Here is a 15,295-nt window from a genome sequence, read left to right as displayed (position 1 = left end):
CACTTTTAGGGCAGCCAATTCTAGCTGCCCTCTGGCACGTAGCCTTCAAAAGTGACGTTGTCGACGATCTGGCGTGCCGCTTGCTCCTGCTTGGCCGACGTCACAGTCCAGCACAGGATATTGGCACCGCGCGCCTTGAGTCGTGCAACTTCGGCCGATTGCAGATCATCAACACTATGACTGATAAAACAGGCGCCAACGTCGTCATAATCCGGGATCGCACGCAGGCGGGCGCGGACCGCTTCAGGCAGGAGCGGCCAGTCCTCGTCTCGGAAGGGATCGGTGGTCAAACCACGGGGCACATCAGGGGCAAGATCGCGCAAGGCAGCCACGCTATTTGGATTGAACGACATGAAGGCCAAGGGGCCGGCGTACCCCTGCACAGCCTCAGCAGCAGAGGCTTCAAGCGTGCCGACATTGGGCCCCATGATGCCGTCTTGGTCCTTAAACTCCACCAACAGCGGCACGCGGCCTGCGATCAGGTCAAGCACTTCGGCGAAGGTGGGAATGCCTTCATCCCCGCCAATCAACGGAATCGCGCCCAGCGCCGCTGCCGTGTGTTGGCGAATGGCCCCCTTGGCGTCGGCCAGGCGCTGCAATTGGTAGTCATGGAAGGCCATGGCCACACCGTCGGCGGACAGTTGCAGGTCAATTTCAATGCAAAAACCCTGCGCGATGGCCGCCTCAATGGCCGCCCGGCTGTTTTCCGGGCGGCCTTGAGTGACGTCATGCAGGGCCCGATGCGCGATGGGCGCATCAAAGAACCGTTTGTCGAGCATGTCAGGCGATCTGGAAGATGCCTTCGATTTCCACGGCCACGCCAAACGGCAAGGAGCCAGCAGAGACCGCAGACCGGGCATGGCGGCCTTTGTCGCCCAGCGCCTCCACCATAAAATCGGATGCGCCGTTGATGACTTTCGGTTGATCGGTGAAGTCAGGCGTGGAGTTCACGAAGCCCACCAGCTTGACCACCTGCACCAGACGATCAATGTCCCCGCCACAGGCCGCTTTCAGGGCAGCCAAAAGGCCCACCGCGCAAGTGCGCGCGGCGGCCACGCCTTCCTCAGTAGTCAGGTCTGCACCGACTTTGCCAGTGGTGAACCCTGCTTCAGTCATCGAGATTTGACCGGAGACATAGACCATGTCGCCCACAACCACGTAAGGCACGTAGTTGGCCGCAGGGGCGGCCACGTCCGGCAGTGTAATTCCCAGTTCTTTCAGGCGTGCTTCGATCGCGCTCATCACGTGCTCTCCATATGCGATGTTTGCGCTGACGCTAGACCGCGAAATGGGAATTGAAAAGCGTGAAATGCAGGCTCAGCTTTCTCGGAAGGCTCTGACGAAATAATCGGTCAAAGGCTTGGTGAGATACTCCCAAGGGGTTCGGTCCCGCGTGCGGAAAAACGCATCCACAGGCATGCCCGGCACAAGCGAGGCTTCGGCCGGCAGTTTTTCCACTTCGCCGTCTAGCAATTCAATTTCCGCCTTATAAAAGGACCCACCGGTTTGATCATCCTGAAAGGCGTCTGCTGAGACATGCACCACGCTGCCCTCCAGATCAGGCGTTGTGCGTTGATCAAAGGCGGAGAATTTAAGGGTGACAGACTGGCCCGGATAGACTTGATCCACATGAATGGTGGGCACCTGTACTGCCGCGACCAGCGGGCGGTCCTGAGGCACGATGTACATCAGCGGCTCAGCCGGTTGGATGACCGATTGGGAGGCGAACACCTGTAGGCCGTAAACCAGACCGGCCACCGGGGCACGGATGTCGAGGTTTTCAATTTTCGAAATCAAGTGACGGCGACGCTCAGACAGCTCCAACTCACGATAGCGCAGGTCCCGCAGCGTTGTTATCGCCTCTTCGCGGCGCGAACTGCCGAGTGCCAAAGCCTCGATTTCAATTTCAGTGACGCGCCCTTCAGCCTGTGCGCGATTGGCCTGCAACTCACCTACGCGGCCAGCGAGGTTGGCCTCTTCGCGGCGTAGCGCCAGAACGCGGGTGGCTTGCGCAAGGCCTTTGTCAAGCAGCGCCTGCTGGTCTTTGAGTTCCGCCTTAATCAGATCAAGCTGCTGTGTGAGGGCGACATTTTGGGCGTCGATGCCAACAATCTGGCTTTGGATTTGCGCCTTGCGCTTGGCCAATTGATCGAGGTTTTTGTTGAGCGTGTCGGCGCGGGCGGCAAACAGGCGGCTTTGACCTGTCATCAAGCCAGCGGCCTCTTGCGAGGTTTCCGCGATCTCCACCAAGGCGGGGTCAAAGACAATGTCCTGCGCTTCGTCGCGTTCCGCTTCGAGCCGTCCACGGCGGGCCATAAGCTCCCAAAGCTGGCCTTCGGTCACGGTGAGTTCCAGCGTAAGTTCGGCTTCGTCGAGCTGCATCAGGATCTGGCCCGGCTCGACGCGGTCACCTTCCTCCACCTTGATGTCCGTGACCACGCCGCCATCAATGTGCTGCACGATCTGACGGTTACGGTCCACCTCAACCCGGCCGGAGGTAACGATGGCCCCGGCGATCTCTGTGCCCACGGCCCAGGCCCCAAAGCCAATCACCAAGGTTGCTAGCGCAATGCCGCCAATCCACAGCGGCTTGCGCGCGCTCCATGCTTTCTCTGTGCTCATTGTACGCCTCCCGGACCGATAGAGTTGCGGACCTCATTGTGGTTGCGCAGCACTTCCTTGAGCACTTCGTCTTTGGGACCAAAGCTACGTTTCTGGCCCTGTTCCACCACCAAGAGCTTGTCACATTCCTGAATGGCAGCCGGGCGGTGCGCCATGATCAGCACGCTTTTGCCCTCACGTTTCATGTTCCGGATCGCGGCGTTGAGCGCCATGGACCCTTCGTTATCGAGGTTGGAGTTCGGCTCATCCAGCACCAGGATCACGGGATCGGAATACATCGCGCGCGCAAGGCCAATACGCTGTAGCTGCCCACCGGACAGTCGCCCGCCGTGGGCGGCGACCTGGGTTTCGTACCCATCCGGCAGCTTCAGGATCATTTCGTGTGCATCCGCTTTTTGGGCGGCGGCGACGATTTTTTCAGCTGGCGCGTCTTTTTCCAGACGGGCGATGTTTTCCGCAATGGTGCCGTCAAACAGTTCCACGCGCTGTGGCAGATAGCCAATGTAGCGGCCCAGTGCGGCCGGATCGTATTGCTCCAGCGAGGCCCCATCGAGGCGGATTTTGCCACCTGCAGGGCGCCACACGCCGGTAATTGCCTTGGCCAAAGTGGATTTGCCGGCACCGGACGAGCCAATCACGCCAATTGCTTCGCCGGGATTTACGTCAAAGGCCATCATCCGTAATGTGGCTTGTGACTCGCCTGGGGGCACGATGGTGACCTGTTGCAATTGCAGCTTGGCCGCCGGTGTGGGCAATTCGGTGCGCGGCTGTACTGGCGACACCGTGCCCAGAAGCTCCGCAAGGCTGTTCCAGCCTTTGCGCGCGCGTTGCACGACAGCCCATTGGTTCACGGCCAATTCGATTGGCGCCAGCGCGCGGCCCAACAAGATAGAGCCGGCAATCATGGCACCGGGGGTGATTTCGCCTTCCAGCACCAGATAAGCACCGAGTCCCAGCATGGCGGATTGTAGAAACAAGCGGAACGTTTTGATCGAGGTGGTAAAGCCACCGCCCACGTCCGCGGTGTTCATGGTTTCCTGAAGCGACATGCGGCGTACGGTTTTCCAACGCTCAAAAGCCGCATTGCGCATGCCAAGAGCGGAGACCAGCTCTGCCTCGGACTGCAACTGCGCCGACATGCGGTTGGCGTTATGGGTCGCGGCCAGCATGCGCTCGTTATGGCGTCGGGTGGCCAGTTGGTTAAACACAGCGGCTAGAATCAGCATTGTGCCGCCAACGATGGCCAGCAGCCCCAACCAGGGATGGAACAGGGCAATGCCAAAAAAGAACAGCGGCGCCCAGGGCATGTCAAAGACAGAGGTCAAAACCGGTGAGGTCAACAGCCGTTGCACCGACTCCAGATCCTGAAGCGCCGTTTCCGAGCCGGTAGATTTTCCCAGCGACGCCCGGCGCAGAGACGCATCAAAGACCCGCTGATCCAAGGCATCCTGAAACCGCGCTCCAACACGGGCCATGATCCGGCCGCGGGCAAAATCGATCAGCCCCATCAGGCCGTAGAGGAACATCACCAGAAGCGACAAAGCAAAAAGCGTTTCCCGAGAGCCACTTCCCAGCACCCGATCATACACTTGCAGCATATAGAGCGGTCCGGTGAGCATCAGAAGGTTTACGAAAAAACTGAACACCGCAACGGTCCAGTAAAGGCCGCGACTTTGTGCCCGGACGGAGCGAAGTTCCTGCAAACCGCGTTCTTTAGCTTGTGTGGTCATCAAACGGTCCCTGTATGCCGGACTAGTCCACAAACATGTGATGTCCGGCGTTCTTGTGCCTGTTAAGCGGTCAGGCTTATGTTCCCAAACTGCCACATCATGTGACGAACATCACTATGACATTGGGGTAAGCAATCGATTAATCTAAATGGTGGAGTGTTGTGGCGAATTGAAAAACGTGTGGTAGCCTTTTGAAACTTGTTCCCAAGAATTTGTTGCGAAGCATTGTACTGACCCTTTGCGTCAGCACAACCCTAACGGCATGCGCAAAATCGGACCTCCCGCCCACGGGCATCCATGATCCAAATGAAGCGGCCAACCGGCGCATCCATGAGTTCAACAAACGTGTCGATACGATCTTGCTGTCGCCCGCGTCCAACGGCTACGGCACCATCATTCCGAGGCCGGTGCGCACTGGTGTGTCCAACTTTGCCGACCATTTGTCGCTGCCCAACGATGTGATCAACAACACCTTGCAAGGCAAGATACCGGAAGCGGGCTCGTCTCTGTTTCGCTTTGTATTCAACTCCACATTTGGCATTGCGGGTCTGTTTGACCCTGCGTCTGCGGCTGGCATGGAGCGCCATGACACCGACTTTGGCGAGACATTGCATGTCTGGGGCGCCGGTGAAGGGGCCTACACCGAGATGCCATTCTTTGGGCCCTCCACAACCCGTGATGCCTATGGCTTTGCCGTTGACATTATGTTGGACCCGTTCTTTGTCGTGGTCCGGGAACCCACGCGCTATATCGGCGGCGTGGCCTATGTCGTGAACAAGATGGGCGAGCGCTATGAGTATGACGCGACCGTCGACTCGATCCTCTACGACAGCGCTGACAGCTATGCGCAGGCACGTATTCTTTACCTGCAAAACCGCCGCTTCCGTCTTGGAAATCAGGGCGAAGAGACCTATGTCGATCCGGAATTTGACCCTTATGAGGATCCCTATGCAGATTTCTAAGCTGACCCGACGCAATTTCGTCGCCCTGTCTGCCGCTGCTGGTGCGGTGGCGACTTTGCCCACTTCTGCCTTTGCGCTCAACGATGCGCAGGCCAAAGCACTGATCGACAAAGCGGTTGCCGACATCAACAAGGTGATCTCTTCCGGCAAGTCGCTGGACCGGATGATCAAGGACTTTGAGAAAATCTTTGTGAAGTATGGTGACGTGAGCATCATTGCCCGCTCCGCGCTTGGCCCGGATGCGCGCAGCCTGAGCAAAAGCCAGCTGAACAGCTACACCAAGGCGTTTCAGGGCTATATCTCCCGCAAATATGGCAAACGCTTTAACGAATTTGTTGGTGGCAAAGTGGAAGTGACCGGCTCTCGTCCGGTCAAGAGCTTCTATGAGGTGAGCGCCAAAGTGACCCTGCGAGGACAAAAGCCGTTTCAGGTGGCGTTTTTAGTGTCCGACAAGTCCGGCAAGAACAAGTTCTTTGATCTGATCATCGAAGGCATCAGCCTGCGCCTGTCTGAGAAGGCAGAGATTGGCGCGATGCTGGATCGCCGCAAAGGCGACATCAATGGGCTGATTCAGGACCTCAAGAAAGCGGGCTAAGCGCCCCTTTTAGACACGAGGCAGGCGGGATCAGTTCCCGCCGCCAAAGATGTCGCGCAGGATGCCATTCACGACATCATCGATCCCCTGTCCTTTGCGCTGACGATTTCCACCTGTCTGTGCCGGCCTTTTCTGAGGCACTGGCGTGAAGGCTGGCAGAGGTGTTGGCGTCAGACCCTCATGCACACGCACCATGGCCTCGCGCCAGATTTCCGCAGGCAGACCGCCACCGGTAACCCCGGTCAGCGGCGTGTTGTCGTCATAGCCCATCCAGACACCAGCGACATATTCATTGGTGAAGCCAATGAACCAGGCATCGCGAGCCGCTTGTGTGGTGCCCGTTTTACCGGCCACCTGCCAGCCGTCCATTTTGGCGCGTCCGCCAGTGCCTTCGCTGACCACTTTTTCCATCATCCAGATGAGTTCCCGCGCAGCGGCGTCTGAGATCACCCGCTCACCAATACCGCCGCCGGTGCCCATCAGGGCGTTGTCTTCTCCCAACAGGCGCAGTTCAACGAGGCCGTAAGGCGTCACGGAGGAGCCGCCGTTGAGGATCCCGGCATAGGCGCCGGTCATTTCCAGCAGGCTGCTTTCTGATGCGCCCAGCGCAAGCGCCGGGCCTGCGGCCAGATCGCTTTCAATGCCAAACATACTGGCCACGGTGCGGACGTTTTCGCGCCCTGCCTTCTCAGAGACTTTCACGGCTGGAATATTGAGCGAATTCATCAGAGCAAAAGTCAGCGAGACTTCGCCGTAGTGTTTGCCAGTGTAGTTCTTGGGGCACCATTGTCCGGACCCGGCGATGTTGAGGCAATAAGGTTCGTCCACAACGCTATCATCGTAATGCCCCCCCAACTCCAGAGCGGTTGCATAAACAAAGGGTTTGAACGCACTGCCGGTTTGTCGCTTGGCCTGTGTGGCGCGGTTGAAGGCACCAGAGACTTTGGTTTTGCGACCGCCGACCATCGCGCGCACGGCACCATCGGCGGACATAACCACAATGGCCGCTTGAGCTTTGGAGCCTTCCCGCACCTTGTTTTCAAACACCCACTTCAGGCCATCTTCCGCAGCCTTTTGGATGCGCGGATCCATGGTGGTTTTCAGGATCACATCTTCAGTGGTGTTGCGGGTGAAGAACTCTGGACCGGAGGACATAACCCAATCGGCAAAGTAGCCGCCCGCCTTTGCTTCGGCCGCCTTGGACAGGGTTGCAGGGTTGGTTTGATAATATTTGGTGTCCTTGTCGGACAGGTAGTCCTGCTCATTCATCAGACGCAGAATTGTGGCAGCGCGGTCCTGGGAGCGCTGCAAGTTTGCTGTGGGCGCAAGAGAGGACGGCGCAGTCAAGAGACCGGCAATCATAGCGCCCTCGGCCGGTGTTAGATTGGCGGCAGGTTTGCCAAAGTAGCGCTGAGACGCGGCCTCAGCTCCGTAAGCGCCGCCGCCCATATAGGCGCGGTTGAGGTAGACGGAGAGGATTTCATCCTTGGTGTATTTGACCTCCATCGCCATGGCGTAGATAGCTTCTTTCACCTTCCGCCCCAAAGAGCCGCGACGGCAATCGCGCACATATTCGGCTTCGCTTTCCCATTCGCTGGCGTCGTATTCCACGCCAAGACACAGAAGTTTTGCCGTCTGCTGGGTCAATGTGGAGCCGCCGTGACCGGACAATGGCCCCCGACCTTCGCTCAGGTTAATGCGCACAGCACTGGCAATGCCACGGGGACTAACGCCGAAGTGGCGATAGAAGCGTTTGTCCTCGGTGGCGATGACCGCGTTTTTGAGGTGTTTAGACACGGTGTCCGCGGTCACAACGCCGCCAAACTGGTCCCCGCGCCAAGCAAAGACCTTGTCGTCACGGTCCAGCAACGTGACCGAGCCGCGCGCGCGGCCATCCAGCAACTCGTCTACCTCAGGCAAGGTCGCATAGACATAGGTCACAGCCAAGCCAACCATGATGCCGATCACCACGGAGGTGCGCCAGACAACGGTCCAGATCAGGCGCAGGATCCAGCGGATGATATTACTGAAGAACCGGACAATGGGATTGCGCGACTGTTTGCGCGGACGCTTCGGGGCCGCCTTACGTCGGGCAGGACGCTTTGGGGCAGGCTTGGCTTTGGATTTGGTCGGCTTGCGCGCGGGTTTGGCGGATTTGCGCGAGTAGCGCTTGTCCGCCACCAAAGGTGGTTTCCGACGTCTTGAATCACTCATGATCTGCCCACTGCCCGGGATGTTCTTTTGGGGCATTTTAACCTGTGTGCCCCCCGATGTAGACCCACCGAAGCGGTCAAATCCGTTCTTTTGATGCCCAATTTTCGCGCAAATTAACCTTTGTGCCCATTTTTTCACCTCTCAAACTAAATTTTTGCCCAAAAACCAGCCTCGAATCTTCGTTTTTCAGGCCCTGCCGCGTTTTTCTGCAGGTGCAAATTCGCGGGGCACTCCCCGCACCGCCAAAAGGGGAACAAGGTGAAACTGATTATCGCAACGATCAAACCGTTCAAGCTGGAGGAGGTCCGCGAGGCGCTGACCGACATCGGCGTGCGCGGCATGATGGTCACTGAAATTAAGGGCTTCGGCTCCCAATCCGGCCACACTGAAATCTATCGCGGCGCAGAATACGCGGTGAATTTCGTACCTAAGGTCAAACTCGAACTCGTGGTTGCCGCCAATATGGCCGATCAGGTGGTCGAAACCATCACCAAAACCGCTCAGACCGGCAAGATCGGTGACGGAAAAATCTTCGTGCTGGACGTGCAGCAAGCCATTCGCGTGCGCACCGGCGAAACGGATGCAGACGCCATCTAAGGCGCCGCAAGGAAGGAATACACTGATGAATACCCTCGCAAAACTGGCCCTGCCCGCCGCGCTGATCGCGCTGCCGAGCCTAGGCCTGGCCGAAGAAGGTCCGGTGCCGGGCGTGAATGCCTCCACCGACACTGTCTTTATTCTTAACTCTCTGCTGTTCCTTGTGGGTGGCTTCCTCGTGTTCTGGATGGCGGCAGGCTTCGCCATGCTGGAAGCGGGGCTTGTCCGCTCCAAAAACGTGACCATGCAACTGATCAAGAACATCTCTTTGTTCTCGCTCGCAGCCATCTTCTACTACCTGATCGGCTACAACCTGATGTACCCGCTGGGCACATGGTCTGTGGACGGCATCCTGTCCGGCGTCTGGGGCCCCGGTGTTCTGGAAGCGGTTGGTGTCACCTCTGATGCGGCGGATGACTACTCCTACGCCTCCACCGGTTCCGACTTCTTCTTCCAGCTGATGTTCTGTGCCACCACCGCGTCCATCGTGTCCGGTACTCTGGCAGAGCGTATCAAGCTGTGGCCATTCCTGATCTTCACGATCGTTCTGACCGCCGTGATCTACCCACTGCAGGCGTCCTGGAAATGGGGCGGCGGCTTCTTGGATGCAGCTGGCTTCCTGGACTTCGCGGGTTCGACCGTTGTGCACTCCGTAGGTGGCTGGGCCGCTCTGACCGGCGCCATCATCCTCGGCCCACGTATCGGCAAGTACAACAAAGAAGGCCGTACCGTGCCAATCCCAGGCTCCAACCTGACGCTCGCCACTCTGGGTACATTCATCCTGTGGCTCGGCTGGTTCGGCTTCAACGGCGGCTCGCAGCTGGCAATGGGCACCGTGGGTGACGTTGCAGACGTGTCCCGCATCTTTGCCAACACCAACACAGCGGCAGCAGGCGGCGCAATCGCAGCTCTGATCCTGACCCAGATCATGTACAAAAAGCCTGACCTGACCATGGTTTTGAACGGCGCACTGGCGGGCCTCGTGTCCATCACTGCAGAGCCGCTGACCCCGTCCCTGGGCGCAGCAACTCTGATCGGTGCAGTTGGCGGCGTGATCGTGGTCTTCGCGGTTCCATTCCTGGACAAGCTGAAAATCGACGACGTGGTTGGCGCCATCCCGGTGCACCTGATCGCCGGCATCTGGGGCACCATCGCGGTTGTGTTCACCAACGGTGACGCGTCCCTCGGCACCCAGCTCTACGCCATCGTTGTGGTCGGGCTCTTCACCGTGGTTGTCTCTGCAATCGTCTGGTTCATCCTGAAAGCCACCATGGGTCTGCGGGTTGACGAAGAGACCGAGATCAACGGTTTGGACATGGCAGAACTGGGCATGGAAGCCTACCCAGAGTTCTCCAAAGGCTAAACAGCCCCAAGAGACACGAAAATTTGACCCGGGCCATCGCGGCCCGGGTTTCTTTTTGTCAGGTAAAACCACGACAGTGAGACGCCGGGCTGCTACCCTCCCAACATGCGATATTTTGTTGTACCGATAGTTTTTGCCGCGAAGACGGCGCTGGCCGATCCGGCCCAGATCACCGATGTGAAAGCCACCCAAAGCGATGCAGGCTGGCGGTTTGATGTCACCCTTGAACATCCGGACACAGGCTGGGACCATTATGCAGATGGCTGGCGCATTGAGACTGAAAACGGTCAAGTGCTTGGCACGCGGGTTTTGGCGCACCCTCACGTAAACGAGCAGCCGTTTACCCGCAGCCTATCCCGCGTTTGGATCCCACCGGAAATCACCACGATCCATGTGCGCAGCAAGTGCAATCTGGATGGGTGGGGCGAGGACACGGTAGCCGTATCCCTAAACGAATGAAGGCGCCAAACGGCGCCCTCCAATTACTCAGAATGTGCGGCGTGCTTAGTGCACGGTCACTGGCGAATAGTTGTTCTGGCGCGCCAGAACAAAGGCCAAGCCGCGCTCTTTCACCAGTGCCAGCCGCTCACCATCTGTGGCGTGCACTGCAAACAGGGTTTCGGCCCCGTCCGCTTCTTCCTGCATCTCTTCGGGCAGGTCGGACACCATGACCTCACGCACATAGACGGTGCGATCATCGGTGAAATGGGTCAGCAGGTCATCATTATGCATGGGTTATCCTTTCTTGATTTGGATCGTCTGAACAACTGTCTCTGGCCGCGCGTGGGATAGATCGATGTGCAACAGGCCGTTTTCCATCGACGCTTCGCCCACTTCGACGCCGTCGGCGAGCACAAAGCTGCGCTGAAATTGGCGAGAGGCGATACCTCGGTGCAGGAACACCCGCTCGCTCGCGTCATCAGAGGAGCGGCCACGGATCACCAATTGGCGATCTTCCACCGTGATGCTCAGATCCTCCTCGCGAAAGCCAGCGACAGCCAGCGTGATGCGATAGGCATAGTCTGCGGTTTGTTCGATGTTAAAGGGCGGGTAGCCTTCGGAGGACTTGGCGGTCCGTTCCAAAAGGCGTTCGAGCTGTTCAAAGCCCAGCATGTGGGGGTGAGACCCCAAAGATAGTTTGGTCATCGACACGTCCTTGTGCAAAGCGACAGTCCGCACAAAGATCCCTTTCTGGCAACCAATGTGCCTTTTGAATATGGGGCAGCCTGACCTGTGCTGCAAGTGTCGCGCTATCGAATGCTAAACAAGGTCTCAAAAAAATGGACAAATCGCCTTCTTTTCAGCGGGCGCGGAAAGCCCTATCTTAGGAGTCCGCTTAGGCTAAGGACCCAAAGATGAACGCCACCACTGATCTCGCAATGAAAACCGACGACGTTTTGCGTGTCGAGTTGGAGGTGTTCAAGCAGGAACACCGCGATCTTGATGAGGCGATCAACGCCTTGGTGGATCGTGGCACCGGCGATCAGTTGACGATCCAGCGGTTGAAGAAGCAGAAGCTGCGCCTGAAAGACATTATCTCGCGGATTGAAGACCGGCTGACGCCGGACATCATTGCCTAGGCGCTCCGAAGATCAGCGGCGGCGCTTGCTGCGCTCCGTATCAATGTCAAACAAAGCCCGCGGGTAGCTCATACCGGTTTCGGTATCACCCAGGCGAATTGTGGTGCGCCCGCCGTGCGCATCCTGAATCACCCATTCATCAAGCGTGACCGGCGAGGCGGAGAACTTCATCTGAATGCGGCCAATGTCGGGATTCTTGGGATCCTGCGCCGTCACAATGGTGTGCTTACCGTCGTAGGTATGGCCAATTACAGCGTTGGCGGACTGCAGGTTCACTTTGCGGGCGAGAATAATGGACAAGGGCGTGCGGCCCAAAGGGTAGGACTCCGGGGCGCCTTTGGCACGATTGTCAAAGATCGCGACGGCATTATTGGACGCCAGAACCAAAGCTTTTTGCGGCGGGTCATATTCAAAGCGCATCTTGCCGGGGCGCTGGATAAACAGAGTGCCGGTTTGCACTGAGCCATCATCGGAAATCTGCATGAAGTCAGATTTCGCGGTTTTCAGGGTGTTGAAATAGTTGCTGATCTGATTGAGCGAGAGTTTTTCCGCCATGGCGGGCATGGCAGTGGCCAGAGACAGAATCGCAGCGGTGGCAATGGTTTTGAGTTTGGTCATAGGTTCAATATAGGGGCGCTTGGCCCGCTTACCCTGATACGCGTTACAAAAAAATGTGATTGGACCTGAGCATCACTGCTCAGGCACCAGGATTTCCCGTTTGCCCACATGGTTGGCTGGGCTGACAAGGCCCTCTTCTTCCATCTGCTCCACAAGACGCGCGGCTTTGTTGTAGCCAATCGCCAGCTTGCGCTGGATGTAGGAGGTTGAGCATTTGCGGTCCTGAATGACAATCGCCACAGCGGAGTCATAAAGCGCATCTTCGCCGTTGGTGTTTCCGCCGGTGTTCAGGCCCAGCACGGCGTCGATGTTGTCTGCCTTGTCGTCAGCCGGACCGTCGATCACACCACCGATGTACTCTGGCGGGCCAAAGCTCTTGAGGTGGTTTACAATCTCTTCGACTTCCTCGTCGCTCACAAACGGACCATGGCAGCGGGTGATCTTGGCACCACCGGCCATGTAGAGCATGTCGCCCATGCCCAGGAGCTGTTCCGCGCCCATTTCGCCGAGGATCGTCCGGCTGTCGATTTTCGACGTCACCTGGAAGGAAATCCGGGTCGGGAAGTTGGCTTTGATGGTGCCGGTGATCACGTCCACGGACGGACGTTGGGTCGCCATGATCAGGTGGATGCCGGAGGCCCGCGCCATTTGCGCTAGACGCTGGATGCAGGCTTCGATCTCTTTGCCCGCGACCATCATCAGGTCGGCCATCTCGTCGACGATGACGACGATGTAGGGCATTTTCTCCGGGATAATCTCTTCGGTCTCAAACACAGGTTCACCGGTGTCATCGTCAAAGCCGGTTTGCACCGTGCGGGAGAAAGTCTCGCCTTTGGCCAGCGCATCCGCCACGCGGCTGTTGTAGCCGTCGATGTTGCGCACGCCCATTTTGGACATTTTGCGATAACGCTCTTCCATCTCGCCCACGACCCATTTCAGAGCGACAACCGCCTTTTTCGGATCGGTCACAACCGGAGAGAGCAGGTGCGGAATGCCGTCATAGACCGACAGTTCGAGCATTTTCGGGTCGATCATGATCAGCCGGCACTCGTCCGGTGTCAGACGGTAGAGCAACGACAGGATCATGGTGTTGATCGCCACGGATTTACCGGAGCCGGTGGTCCCAGCGATCAGCAGGTGCGGCATCTTTGCGAGGTTGGCCACAACGGGGTCGCCGCCAATGTCTTTCCCCAGCGCCAACGGCAGCTTCATGTTGCTGTCGCCAAAGTCGCGGGCAGCGAGGATCTCGCGCAGCACCACTTTTTCGCGGTTTTCGTTAGGCAGTTCGATACCGATCACCGAGCGGCCCGGCACCGTGGAAACACGGGCAGACAGTGCCGACATGGAGCGGGCGATGTCGTCGGACAGGCCAATGACACGGCTTGCTTTGAGGCCGGGCGCAGGCTCCAGCTCATACATGGTCACAACCGGACCGGGGCGCACGGAGACGATTTCGCCTTTGACGCCGTAGTCATCCAGCACGGACTCCAGCATGCGCGCGTTTTCTTCCAACGCGTCGTCAGAGAGGTGATGGCGCTGAATTTCCAACGGGTTCTCCAGCAGGCCCAGTGGAGGAAGCTCAAACTCGGAATGGGTTTCTTCAAAAGCCAGCGATGGCTGCGCCTCGGCTTTGGCGCGGGTCGAAGGTTGCACGGTTTTGTTGACCCGTGGCTGCACAACCTTTTTGGGTTCCGGCGTTGGAATCGGCGCCATGCGCGGCTGTTGCGGCACAGATTGTGACACAGGTTCCACCATGGGCGCTGGCTCCATCGCGACAGGCTCTGCAAACGGCGCGGCCGCAGGTGCAATTGTCGGCGCTGCGGCTGCAGGTGTGGCGACAGGTGCGGAGAGCGGCGGTTCTGCGCGGGTCAGGATCGGACCTGCAGTCAGCGGCGGTTCCGCTTGCAGTGGCACATGATGCTCTTCCGGGCCTTCATCCAGCAACAACGGATCCGGACCACGCCCGCGACCCTTGGTCAGCGGTTTGTCAGAATGTAGCTTTGGCGGAGCAATTGCCGCGCCACGGCGCGCTCGAGTGCGCATCACGTCAGCGATCTTGGCACTGATCCGCTCTTCTTCGGGCTTCACGTCCCAATCATCGGCAAAAACGTTTTCGACCAGCTCAGGCTCCGGCATGGGCTCCGGCGCAGGGTCTGCCCGCTTGATCAGGGTAGGCATGCGCAGGCGCGGTTTGGGACGCTCGTCTTCAACCGGAACGTAAGGCTCATCCACCACATCTTCGACCAGGCTTTCTTCTTCCCAAGCAGCCTGCTCTGCCGCGTAATGCGCCTGCGCCTCTTCGCGGCGTTCAACACGGCGGGCCTGCGCGGATTTGGCGGCATGCACGGCACCGGTGGCACCACGGCCCAGGAGACGCATGATGGCGTCATAGGTCAGCACAAGGCCAATCATGAAACGGCGGGCCATATTGCCAAGCTCATTGCGGGTGAAGCCAAGTACAAAGGCGCTGGAGAGCACAAACACCACACCAGCCAGCATGGACATGAGCTTCACACCGGACTGCGCACCGATAGGCAAGATGGTCAGCAGCGCACCGGTGATGGTGTCGCCAAACAGACCGCCTAGGCCAAACGCGTGAATCCATTCAGCTCCAGGCGCGAGCGTTGACGCATAGATCGATGCCAAAGCCAACATGATCGGCGCAAAGATGATCCGGCTTTGCGCGCGTTCTTCGCCAAAGTGGAAAGCAAAACGCACACCCCAAACACCCAGGATCAGTGGCAAACCAAAGCTGCCCCAGCCCACGATGATGAACAGCGGCGCTGCGATGGATGCGCCAAGGCGGCCCAGCAGGTTTTCTACCGGGGCATCAGTCACGGAGATCCAGCTGGGATCGGTGGGCGAATACGACAGGATCGTCGCTGCCAGCAACAGCGCCACAACGATCAGCGCGATGCCAATGAGCTCTTTGCCGCGTTTTTCCACTGCGGCCTGGGTTGCGCTATCCAACAAGGGTCCGCGTCCGCGCGCTTGATATGCCATGATCCACCTCG

15 protein-coding genes are annotated in these 15,295 nt (G+C 58.4%); 6 read left to right on the top strand and 9 right to left on the bottom strand.

What is annotated here, in order from left to right:
• Window positions 1-20: 20 nt before the first annotated feature.
• From SIB38_RS05810 to SIB38_RS05795, 4 genes are all read right to left on the bottom strand, one after another.
• The gene (locus tag SIB38_RS05810; protein ID WP_294116082.1) at window positions 21-779 is read right to left on the bottom strand and encodes a glycerophosphodiester phosphodiesterase family protein; all 759 of its coding nucleotides are present in this window, start codon (window positions 777-779) and stop codon (window positions 21-23) included.
• Between the two features lies 1 nt (window position 780).
• On the bottom strand, window positions 781-1,242 hold the full coding sequence (locus tag SIB38_RS05805) for a RidA family protein (protein WP_294116081.1): 462 nt from the start codon (window positions 1,240-1,242) through the stop codon (window positions 781-783).
• 75 nt (window positions 1,243-1,317) lie between these two features.
• Window positions 1,318-2,622 (bottom strand): HlyD family type I secretion periplasmic adaptor subunit, encoded by a 1,305-nt coding sequence (locus SIB38_RS05800; protein WP_294116080.1) that lies wholly within the window; start codon window positions 2,620-2,622, stop codon window positions 1,318-1,320.
• Window positions 2,619-4,352 (bottom strand): type I secretion system permease/ATPase, encoded by a 1,734-nt coding sequence (locus tag SIB38_RS05795; protein WP_294116079.1) that lies wholly within the window; start codon window positions 4,350-4,352, stop codon window positions 2,619-2,621. The genes SIB38_RS05800 and SIB38_RS05795 overlap by 4 nt, the downstream gene beginning before the upstream one ends.
• A gap of 215 nt (window positions 4,353-4,567) precedes the next feature.
• On the opposite strand from SIB38_RS05795, the gene SIB38_RS05790 reads away from it, so the two are divergent.
• A complete protein-coding gene (locus SIB38_RS05790; RefSeq protein WP_294116078.1) occupies window positions 4,568-5,314 on the top strand; it encodes a VacJ family lipoprotein in 747 nt (248 codons plus the stop codon).
• Complete coding sequence (locus SIB38_RS05785) at window positions 5,301-5,909, top strand: phospholipid-binding protein MlaC (RefSeq protein ID WP_294116077.1); 609 nt, start codon at window positions 5,301-5,303, stop codon at window positions 5,907-5,909. Before SIB38_RS05790 ends, SIB38_RS05785 begins: the two co-directional genes overlap by 14 nt.
• Before the next feature lie 30 nt (window positions 5,910-5,939).
• Here SIB38_RS05785 and SIB38_RS05780 read toward each other — a convergent pair whose 3' ends face one another.
• On the bottom strand, window positions 5,940-8,123 hold the full coding sequence (locus SIB38_RS05780) for a transglycosylase domain-containing protein (protein ID WP_294116076.1): 2,184 nt from the start codon (window positions 8,121-8,123) through the stop codon (window positions 5,940-5,942).
• Between the two features lie 258 nt (window positions 8,124-8,381).
• Here SIB38_RS05780 and SIB38_RS05775 point away from each other — a divergent pair, with 258 nt between their 5' ends.
• The 3 genes from SIB38_RS05775 to SIB38_RS05765 all read left to right on the top strand — a co-directional run bounded on the left by SIB38_RS05775 (window position 8,382) and on the right by SIB38_RS05765 (window position 10,542).
• A complete protein-coding gene (locus SIB38_RS05775) occupies window positions 8,382-8,720 on the top strand; it encodes a P-II family nitrogen regulator (protein WP_058238401.1) in 339 nt (112 codons plus the stop codon).
• A gap of 25 nt (window positions 8,721-8,745) precedes the next feature.
• A complete protein-coding gene (locus tag SIB38_RS05770) occupies window positions 8,746-10,083 on the top strand; it encodes an ammonium transporter (RefSeq protein WP_294116072.1) in 1,338 nt (445 codons plus the stop codon).
• Window positions 10,084-10,188: 105 nt separating this feature from the next.
• Window positions 10,189-10,542, top strand: coding sequence for a hypothetical protein (locus tag SIB38_RS05765; RefSeq protein ID WP_294116071.1), 354 nt, complete (start codon window positions 10,189-10,191; stop codon window positions 10,540-10,542).
• A gap of 45 nt (window positions 10,543-10,587) precedes the next feature.
• Here the strand turns inward: SIB38_RS05765 and SIB38_RS05760 are convergent, their stop codons facing one another.
• Window positions 10,588-10,815, bottom strand: coding sequence for a DUF1150 family protein (locus SIB38_RS05760; protein WP_295174203.1), 228 nt, complete (start codon window positions 10,813-10,815; stop codon window positions 10,588-10,590).
• A gap of 3 nt (window positions 10,816-10,818) precedes the next feature.
• A complete protein-coding gene (locus SIB38_RS05755) occupies window positions 10,819-11,229 on the bottom strand; it encodes an Hsp20 family protein (RefSeq protein WP_294116069.1) in 411 nt (136 codons plus the stop codon).
• Between the two features lie 209 nt (window positions 11,230-11,438).
• Between SIB38_RS05755 and SIB38_RS05750 the strand changes: the two genes are divergently transcribed.
• Window positions 11,439-11,663, top strand: coding sequence for a YdcH family protein (locus tag SIB38_RS05750; protein WP_294116068.1), 225 nt, complete (start codon window positions 11,439-11,441; stop codon window positions 11,661-11,663).
• Between the two features lie 12 nt (window positions 11,664-11,675).
• On the opposite strand, the gene SIB38_RS05745 is transcribed toward SIB38_RS05750, so the two are convergent.
• Both SIB38_RS05745 and SIB38_RS05740 read right to left on the bottom strand, forming a co-directional pair.
• Complete coding sequence (locus SIB38_RS05745) at window positions 11,676-12,281, bottom strand: LolA family protein (protein ID WP_412551610.1); 606 nt, start codon at window positions 12,279-12,281, stop codon at window positions 11,676-11,678.
• A gap of 72 nt (window positions 12,282-12,353) precedes the next feature.
• Entirely contained in the window at window positions 12,354-15,284 is a 2,931-nt protein-coding gene (locus SIB38_RS05740; RefSeq protein WP_412551609.1) for a DNA translocase FtsK, read from the bottom strand.
• Window positions 15,285-15,295: the final 11 nt, after the last annotated feature.

The organism is Shimia sp. MIT910701 (genome assembly GCF_047126315.1).
Taxonomy (GTDB): domain Bacteria; phylum Pseudomonadota; class Alphaproteobacteria; order Rhodobacterales; family Rhodobacteraceae; genus Shimia.
The sequence above is the reverse complement of the archived record's forward strand: the minus strand, read 5'-3'. Positions and strand labels throughout refer to the sequence as shown.

What these genes read in the sequence shown, in the direction of transcription:
- SIB38_RS05780 (WP_294116076.1), bottom strand. Translation starts at nt 8,123, where the DNA reads ATGAGTGATTCAAGACGTCGGAAACCACCTTTGGTGGCGGACAAGCGC.
- SIB38_RS05785 (WP_294116077.1), top strand. Translation starts at nt 5,301, where the DNA reads ATGCAGATTTCTAAGCTGACCCGACGCAATTTCGTCGCCCTGTCTGCC.
- SIB38_RS05760 (WP_295174203.1), bottom strand. Translation starts at nt 10,815, where the DNA reads ATGCATAATGATGACCTGCTGACCCATTTCACCGATGATCGCACCGTC.
- SIB38_RS05770 (WP_294116072.1), top strand. Translation starts at nt 8,746, where the DNA reads ATGAATACCCTCGCAAAACTGGCCCTGCCCGCCGCGCTGATCGCGCTG.
- SIB38_RS05765 (WP_294116071.1), top strand. Translation starts at nt 10,189, where the DNA reads ATGCGATATTTTGTTGTACCGATAGTTTTTGCCGCGAAGACGGCGCTG.
- SIB38_RS05810 (WP_294116082.1), bottom strand. Translation starts at nt 779, where the DNA reads ATGCTCGACAAACGGTTCTTTGATGCGCCCATCGCGCATCGGGCCCTG.
- SIB38_RS05805 (WP_294116081.1), bottom strand. Translation starts at nt 1,242, where the DNA reads ATGAGCGCGATCGAAGCACGCCTGAAAGAACTGGGAATTACACTGCCG.
- SIB38_RS05795 (WP_294116079.1), bottom strand. Translation starts at nt 4,352, where the DNA reads ATGACCACACAAGCTAAAGAACGCGGTTTGCAGGAACTTCGCTCCGTC.
- SIB38_RS05745 (WP_412551610.1), bottom strand. Translation starts at nt 12,281, where the DNA reads ATGACCAAACTCAAAACCATTGCCACCGCTGCGATTCTGTCTCTGGCC.
- SIB38_RS05800 (WP_294116080.1), bottom strand. Translation starts at nt 2,622, where the DNA reads ATGAGCACAGAGAAAGCATGGAGCGCGCGCAAGCCGCTGTGGATTGGC.
- SIB38_RS05750 (WP_294116068.1), top strand. Translation starts at nt 11,439, where the DNA reads ATGAACGCCACCACTGATCTCGCAATGAAAACCGACGACGTTTTGCGT.
- SIB38_RS05755 (WP_294116069.1), bottom strand. Translation starts at nt 11,229, where the DNA reads ATGACCAAACTATCTTTGGGGTCTCACCCCCACATGCTGGGCTTTGAA.
- SIB38_RS05740 (WP_412551609.1), bottom strand. Translation starts at nt 15,284, where the DNA reads ATGGCATATCAAGCGCGCGGACGCGGACCCTTGTTGGATAGCGCAACC.